This is a genomic window from Actinomadura sp. KC345 (genome assembly GCF_004348515.1).
GTDB lineage: Bacteria > Actinomycetota > Actinomycetes > Streptosporangiales > Streptosporangiaceae > Spirillospora.
The window spans coordinates 1-7,121 of record NZ_SMKH01000357.1 but is presented as its reverse complement, the minus strand read 5'-3'; the positions used below and the strand labels follow the sequence as shown (position 1 = coordinate 7,121).

Sequence of the window (7,121 nt, the reverse complement as noted above, 5' to 3'; positions counted from 1 at the left end):
CCCCGTACACGATCAAGGAGGCCACCGCGACGGACACGACGAAGGCGGCGGCGACGATGCCGATGCGCCTGCCCCGGGGCGCGGCCCCGCCCACCTCGTCTTCGGCAGCCCCGCCCTTGGGCTGCCCGCGATGCCGACCGGTCACGGCACCGAAGCGTACCCATCAGGACCCCACCCGGCCTAGAGGCTCCATAACCGGGAGCGCGCACCGCGCCCGTTCCCCTACCCTGTAGATGCCGTCCGCTACGCTCTTGTCCGCGAGCGACGACATGCCTCCGTAGCTCAGGGGATAGAGCACCGCTCTCCTAAAGCGGGTGTCGCAGGTTCGAATCCTGCCGGAGGCGCCCTGGTAGAGGCCCGGTTGCGATCTGGGCGGCTGGGCCTTCGCGCTATGTCCGGCGCTAGATCTTGGTTCCGAAACCCGGGAGGCCCCGGGAGGGCTCCGGAGCCGTCCGCGCGCTGCCCTCCGTTGAGAGGCGCGAGTGACACCCCGGATTTGAGAGCAGCGCTATGGAAGGCCAGACGGCCCTGGGCGCCATCCAGGGAATACGGGGCGACCGCGCAGCCGAGCAGGCGGCGACCAATCGGCTCATGGAGTCGAAGGGTTGTCCTGCTCGGCTTTTGCGTTCAGGGCTCTTCCCCCGGGCAACCGCGTGTCCCGTGCCGCCGCTTCCCGAGCGCCGTGTTGTTCTGTCCTTCCGGTAGCTGTGAGTGCGCCCGGCCGCACGGCCCCTTATGTCTTCCCAGGCGTCACACCGGCCGGACCAGCAGCGGCAGCGCGGTCATGCCGTGCTTCTTCAGCCGCGAGCGCACGAAGCTGTGGAAACTCGGGCGTGCCAGTTGTCCCAGCAGGAAGGAAGGCGCGTTCCCGGGTATGCGGGCGTAGTTGATGAACGCATAGGGCGACTCCTCCAGAGGGCGCAGAGGAATTGAGTTGTCGACCCCGGCTTTCTCCGTGTACCAGCCGGCAACGGATTTCCATCCGTCGACCGCCGTCTCGCTGTCGGGGGCGAGGAAATGGTTGAACAGGTAGATGCCGGTCGATGGATTCTCGGTGTCGCCCAGCCTGACCGGGTTGTCGGCCGGGATGACCAGTTCCGCGTCGATCTCCTGGAACGGCGCGGAGGTGCGCACGTCCGCGATGGCCTCGGGTGCGGCGGTCTCCACCAGCATCGTGACGTCGAAGCACGGCATGCCTTTCAGCGGCGGGATCAGGACCGCCTGGAACAGGCGCGCTTGGACCACGTCCGAGCGCGCGCCGAGCCGTTCGGCCACTGCGCGGAGCCGCTCGACCTCCTTGTCTCGCTTGCCGCTGTGGTGGACGGGAGGTACCCGGGGCGGATCAATCGACAGCCCCAGGTAAATGAAGCCGGAAGGTGCGGGATCCCGAAACCGGGGCCGTGAATACTTGTCGGCTATAGCAGCCATTCTGCTGCCTCCCTTCTGAACTCACCCGAGCTGTACGGATCCATGTGAACCGCCGACCGCGCATTCACACTGCCGGCGCGTGCGAACGAGGCCGCAAACTGGGTGAGGGTGGTGGCATCGGTAATGCCAAAGGCCATTGTGCACCCGAACTCCACGTGCAGGACACGCGGCACCGCCACCTTGCTCATTCGCGCGAAACCTCTCCGTTCCTTCACGAGAACCGGCGGCCGTGCTCTCGTGGCAGCGTGGCCCTACGCCTGTGATACTAAACTATACCAAGTATTTAGTGGAGTATCATGAGGCCCATGCAACCGGAGACCCGCATACCTGACGATCTTGTTCGGGCGGCGATACGCCTCGCCCGCGAGCGTGGCGTCGATGTGGCGGACGTGCCCATAGGCCATATAGCGGCCGCCGCCGGGATGTCACGCAGCACACTGGTTCGCCGCTTGAAGGGAACCAGGCGGACGCTCGACGACGCCGTCCGCGCCGCCGGCGTGGATCCCGGCGGCCGTCCCGTCCGCGAACGTGCCATCTCCGCAGCGGCTTCGCTCATCAGCGAACGCGGCCTTGCCGCGGTGACCCTGGAGGACGTCGCAACGGCGGCCGGCTGCTCGGCGCCCAGCCTGTACCTGGCCTTCGAGAGCCGCGATGGTCTGCTGGCGGCGGTCTTCACGGCGCACCTGCCCCTGGCCGACCTGGAGAACTTCTTGGCCGCCCCTCCCGGCACCCGCGACACTGTACGGACCATCCACGGGATCCTCATTCACGGGCTCAGCAGTGAGCCTCGCGTGTTCCCCGCCATCCTCGCCGACCTTCTTGCCCGTCCCACCGGACCAGGGCAGCGCATCTGGAGCCAACAGGTGCTGCCGCGCCTGACCGGCAGCGTCGGCACATGGCTCGCCGAAGAGGTCCGGTCAGGACGCTTCAAGCCGCTCCCGCTGCCGGTCCTGGCCCATCTGCTCATCGGCCCGCCCATGACGCACATGCTGTTCCGCCCCACGCTGGTGCCGATGCTCGGGACCGATCTCCCGACCGTCGACCAGGCCATCGACGCCTTCACCGACGCCTTCCTCAGCGCCGTCACCGCCGAGAACCCGGCCCCCGACTCGGCATAGCGATGCCGGTTCAGTCCCGGAGGAAGGCGTGCGCCTCTTCGGTGCTAGCCCGCCCATGAGGCGTTCGATGAGACCCGCCTCTGTCAATGGCCAATCGAAATCGTGGGCACAGATCGACACAGAAAGACGCGTGAATACGGAGGGCCATCCCGGTGTGGAGTGACCGCGCGAAGGACCCGGTCCACACGATCCGGGGTGCCACACCGTCGCGATCTGGCGCGTGCCCCACCGGGGCCGTCCTGGTAGAGGCCCGGTTGCGATCTTGGCGGTTGGGCCTTCGCGCTCTCTCGGCGTCGGGCCGAAGATGTGCTGGAGCCCGAAGTGGTGCAACTACCCGCATGGCGGCCCGGCCCCGGAGTCGACGCCACCCGCCGGAAGGGCTGACCGGACGGCAAGGCCGGTGCCACCGTCCGCGGGATCGGGGCGAGTGGTGACGGCGGTCAGAAGGTCACCAGGGGGTCGCCGATGAAGTCGGCGATGAAGTTGACGAAGAAGAATCCGAAGAACAGGAAGTTCAGCAGCAGGACGACGTGGTGCCACAGGCGCGGCCGGGCCGGGCGCGGGAGCCTGCTGTTGAGGTAGATGAGCATGAACGGGAAGATCAGCGCGCCCAGGTTGGACATGTTCGCCGACCACTGCACCAGGCTGACCGGCAGCGCCAGGTGCAGAATGACCCCGATCACCACCAGCAGCAGGAGCATGAACGGGTAGTAGAAGCGGCGCGGGTCGCCCTCCAGCAGCGTGCGGAGCCGGGGGCTGGTGGCGTGCGCGGCGTCGGTGGTCACGCGCACCATCGCCTCGAAGATGCCGAGCTGGGTGGTGAACAGCACCAGCACGCCGACGATCAGCGCGACGTAGAACAGGAAGCGGCCGTACTCGGCGTCCAGGGCGCCGGCCACGAAGGTCGGGACGTTCTCCTGGGTGACCTCCTGGCCGGAGATCTCGACCGCGTGGGCCATCAGGATGGTCGGCAGCAGCATGCCGATGATCGCGCCCGCGAAGAAGACGGCCCACATGTCGGTGAGCAGCAGGCGGTACCAGCGCTTCCACAGGCCTTGGTTCTTCTCGTCGTCGGGGAAGGTCACGCCGCTGGGCAGCACCTCGACGCGCCGTCCCCGCAGCCCCGCGATGAACCCGGCCCGGTGGCCCATGCCGTAGCCCTTGTCCCGGTAGTGGCCCATCACGTACCAGTTCAGCCCGGACGCCAGCGCGGTGAAACCGGCCAGCCCGCCGATCTGGGTGGCGGTGATGCCCTCGGGCGGCGCCGCGGGGGTGACGAAGCCGGAGATACCGTCCCACCAGATCCCGGGCGGGACCAGGAAGACGCAGAGCAGCAGCAGCGTGACCAGGATCGCGCCGATGAGGACCCAGTTGACCAGCTCCAGGGTCCGGGAGACCCGGCGGGCGGCGGCGGCCATCACGAACACGACCGCCAACAGCGCGATCGCCCAGATCCGCGGTTCCTCCGCGCCTTCGGGCGGGATCTCGGCGTGGACGAGGGCGTACAGCCCCTCCCCCGCGGAGGCGGCCCAGCCGCCGGCGATGAACGCGAAGAGGATGATGAACACCGATACCGGCACCCACAGGAACCAGCCGGGCGGGACGCGGCCCCAGCCCACCACCGGCACCTCGCCGGTCGCGACCACGTACCGTGAGCACTCGATGTTGTAGAGCGTCTGCAGCACCGCGGAGACGAGGATGATCCAGCCGACGCCCTCGAACCCGAACTGCCCGACCGCCTGAGGGCCCAGCAGCCACTCACCGCTGCCGATGGAGATGCCGAGCGCGATCAGGCTCGGGCCGAGCGCGTACTTGACCAGCTCCTTCGGACCGATCCGCCGGACGCCGAAGACCTCCTCGGGGGTGGGCAGATCGGTGACCGGCAGGTCGGGGCGGCTCACTCCCAGCTTGTACTCCGCGGTCGCGCGGGCCTTCGCCGGCCCGTCCCCGGGCGCCGTGCCAGGGTCTTCGGGACTTCTGCCAGTCGGTTCCGGGGGCTCGCTCATGGGACGCCTCACAGTGGAATGTGGCCCCCGACTTCAACGGCTGCCCGCATAATCCGGCCGGGAGGCGTCCTCGGCAAGAGCCCGCAAGCGCCGAATGCGGCCACGCCGGCCGATTTGCCCTCCGGGACGGGCTCATGTTCGATCATTGCCGGGTGGTGTGGATGCGAGCGAAGGGCCGAGCGTCAGGTGTCTGAGCGGGTGCTCGCCGGCCGGTACCGGCTGGAGGGGCGGATCGGCAGCGGCGGGATGGGGACGGTCTGGTCCGCCGTGGACGAGACGCTGCGCCGTACCGTGGCGGTCAAGGAGATCGTCTTTCCGGACGTGCTCACCCCGGAGGAGCGCCGGGTGGCGACCGGCAGGGCGCAGCGGGAGGCGCGGGCGGCGGCACTGATCGACCATCCCGGCGTCATCACCGTGCACGACGTGGTGATCGAGGACGAGCGGCCGTGGATCGTGATGGAGCTGGTGAGGGGGACGTCCCTCGCCGAGGTGCTCCGGCGGGGCGGCCCGCGCCCGCCGGCGGTGGCCGCCCAGATCGGCCTGGAGGTGCTGGACGCGCTCGACGCCGCACACGCCAAGGGGATCCTGCACCGGGACGTCAAGCCCGGCAACGTGCTGCTCGCCGAGGACGGCCGGGTCGTCCTGACCGACTTCGGGGTCGCGAGCATCGAGGCGGACCCGGCTCTCACCCGCACCGGGACGTTCGTCGGCTCCCCCGGGTACATCGCCCCGGAGTGGCTGCGGGAGCGACCGGGCGGCCCCGGATCCGACCTCTGGTCGCTCGCCGCCACCCTCTATACGGCGGTCGAAGGACGGCCGCCGTTCGAACGGGACGGCCCGATGGCGGTGCTGGGGGCCGTTCTGGCCGAGGAGCCGCTGCCGCCGCGGCAGGCCGGGTCCCTCGCGCCGCTGCTGTGGTACCTGCTGCAGAAGGAGCCGTCAGCGCGGCCGGAGAGCGAGGACGTGCGGCGGGTTCTGCGGAACGTGTCCGCCGGGAGGCCGTCCGGACTGCCCGGTGCGATGCCGGTTCCGCGGCCTGCCCCGCCGCGGAGGGGGCCGCGCCGGGTGTGGGTTCCCGTCGCGGCGGGCGTCGCCGTGGTCGCGCTCGGCGGCATGGTCGCCGGTGCGGTGGCCGTCAGCGCCTCCGATGGCGAGGACGGGACCCGGGTGACCACTGATTCGGCGCCGGGGAGCCCGTCCCCGCCCCCGGCGACGCCGTCGCCCAGCGCGTCCCCAAGCGCGTCGCCCCTCCTCGAACTGTGCGGTCTGCTCACGCCGAAGCAGGTAGACCGACTACTCCCCCAGGGGAAACCCCAGGTCGAGGAGGACGAGAAGTCCTGCGGATGGGCCGCGCCCAAACGCGGATTCTTGATTCGGGACGTGAGCCACAACACCAGCGCCCCGCCCCCGCAGTCGCCCGCAGAGGCGCACAACGAGTTTGTGAGCGCCAAGAACGCGTCCACCGGCGGGATCCATCACTGGGGATGGCCCGAGATCAAGGTCGACCATGTGAAGGCGCGCCAGACCGGGGCGCGCACCATCGCCGGGATCGGGGACGAAGCCTTCACCTACACCTCCACGGGCCTGTCGAAGAACATGGACAAGTCCGGTGTCGTGTTCCGGGTGAAGAAGACGGTGCTGGAGATCGAGCACAGCTATGTGCGCGGTACCGCGTCCGCGAACGAGGCCCATGAGGCGGCGCGCTGGGTCGCCCGAGCGGTGGCGAAGCGATCATGACCGCGCCGGCCCGGACGCTCGCCGGCCGCTACCGGCTCGTCCGGCGGCTCGGCAAGGGCGGCATGGGCGTGGTCTGGCTCGCGCGCGACGACGTCCTCGGCCGGGACGTGGCGGTCAAGGAGCTCCTGCTCCCCGACCATCTCAGCCCGGGCCAGCGCGACCATGCCGCCCGGCGCGCGATGCGGGAGGCCAGGGCGGCCGCCCTGCTCCAGCACAAGTCGATCATCACCGTGCACGATGTCGTCGCCGAGGAGGGCAGGCCGTGCATCGTCATGGACCTGCTCCCCGGCCGCTCCCTGGACACGGTGCTCAGCGACGACGGGCCCCTGCCGCCCGACCGGGTGGCGCGCATCGGCCTGGAGATCGTGGGGGCGCTCCGCACCGCCCACGCCCAAGGCGTCCTGCACAGGGACGTCAAGCCCGCCAACATCTTCCTCCGCGAGGACGGGGTGGCCGTCCTCACCGATTTCGGCATCGCCACGCTGGAGGGCGAGGCCACGCTCACGCAGCAGGGCTCGCTGATCGGGTCCCCGGCCTACATGGCGCCGGAGCGCGTGCAGCACGACCCCAGCGGCCCCGCCTCCGACCTGTGGTCGCTGGGCGCGACGCTGTACGCCCTCACCGAGGGCCGTCCGCCCTTCGCCCGCGGCACCATGATGGGCACGCTCGCGGCCGTCCTGGCCGAGGAGCCGGATCCGCCCCGCGCCGCCGGCGCGCTCGGCCCGCTGCTGCGGCGGCTGCTGGTCAAGGACCCCGAGGCGCGCCTCAGCGCGGAGGCGGTCGAGACGTACCTGCGCTCCCTGGTGACGGGCGAGCGCGCCGCCCTCCCGCC

6 protein-coding genes and 1 tRNA gene are annotated in these 7,121 nt (G+C 70.2%); 4 read left to right on the top strand and 3 right to left on the bottom strand.

The window, feature by feature from the left end; genetic code table 11:
* The first annotated feature begins 271 nt into the window (after positions 1 to 271).
* Positions 272 to 344, top strand: a tRNA-Arg gene (locus E1281_RS35125).
* A gap of 406 nt (positions 345 to 750) precedes the next feature.
* Here the strand turns inward: E1281_RS35125 and E1281_RS35120 are convergent.
* Together E1281_RS35120 and E1281_RS35115 are read right to left on the bottom strand one after the other, a co-directional pair.
* Positions 751 to 1,428, bottom strand: coding sequence for a hypothetical protein (locus E1281_RS35120; protein ID WP_131884012.1), 678 nt, complete (start codon positions 1,426 to 1,428; stop codon positions 751 to 753).
* Positions 1,416 to 1,616, bottom strand: coding sequence for a hypothetical protein (locus E1281_RS35115; RefSeq protein ID WP_131884011.1), 201 nt, complete (start codon positions 1,614 to 1,616; stop codon positions 1,416 to 1,418). The genes E1281_RS35120 and E1281_RS35115 overlap by 13 nt, the downstream gene beginning before the upstream one ends.
* A 261-nt stretch (positions 1,617 to 1,877) precedes the next feature.
* On the opposite strand from E1281_RS35115, the gene E1281_RS35110 reads away from it, so the two are divergent.
* A complete protein-coding gene (locus E1281_RS35110; protein ID WP_243717721.1) occupies positions 1,878 to 2,546 on the top strand; it encodes a TetR/AcrR family transcriptional regulator in 669 nt (222 codons plus the stop codon).
* 440 nt (positions 2,547 to 2,986) lie between these two features.
* Here E1281_RS35110 and E1281_RS35105 read toward each other — a convergent pair whose 3' ends face one another.
* On the bottom strand, positions 2,987 to 4,447 hold the full coding sequence (locus E1281_RS35105; protein ID WP_243717720.1) for an Nramp family divalent metal transporter: 1,461 nt from the start codon (positions 4,445 to 4,447) through the stop codon (positions 2,987 to 2,989).
* Positions 4,448 to 4,738: 291 nt separating this feature from the next.
* Here E1281_RS35105 and E1281_RS35100 point away from each other — a divergent pair, with 291 nt between their 5' ends.
* Together E1281_RS35100 and E1281_RS35095 are read left to right on the top strand one after the other, a co-directional pair.
* On the top strand, positions 4,739 to 6,289 hold the full coding sequence (locus E1281_RS35100; RefSeq protein WP_165959237.1) for a serine/threonine-protein kinase: 1,551 nt from the start codon (positions 4,739 to 4,741) through the stop codon (positions 6,287 to 6,289).
* Positions 6,286 to 7,121 (top strand): serine/threonine-protein kinase (locus E1281_RS35095; RefSeq protein ID WP_131884008.1); only part of this gene is annotated, 836 nt, incomplete at its 3' end. The genes E1281_RS35100 and E1281_RS35095, both read left to right, overlap by 4 nt.

Bases quoted from the DNA above. Each gene is read 5' to 3' on its own strand.
- E1281_RS35120 (WP_131884012.1), bottom strand. From the start codon at position 1,428: ATGGCTGCTATAGCCGACAAGTATTCACGGCCCCGGTTTCGGGATCCC.
- E1281_RS35115 (WP_131884011.1), bottom strand. From the start codon at position 1,616: ATGAGCAAGGTGGCGGTGCCGCGTGTCCTGCACGTGGAGTTCGGGTGC.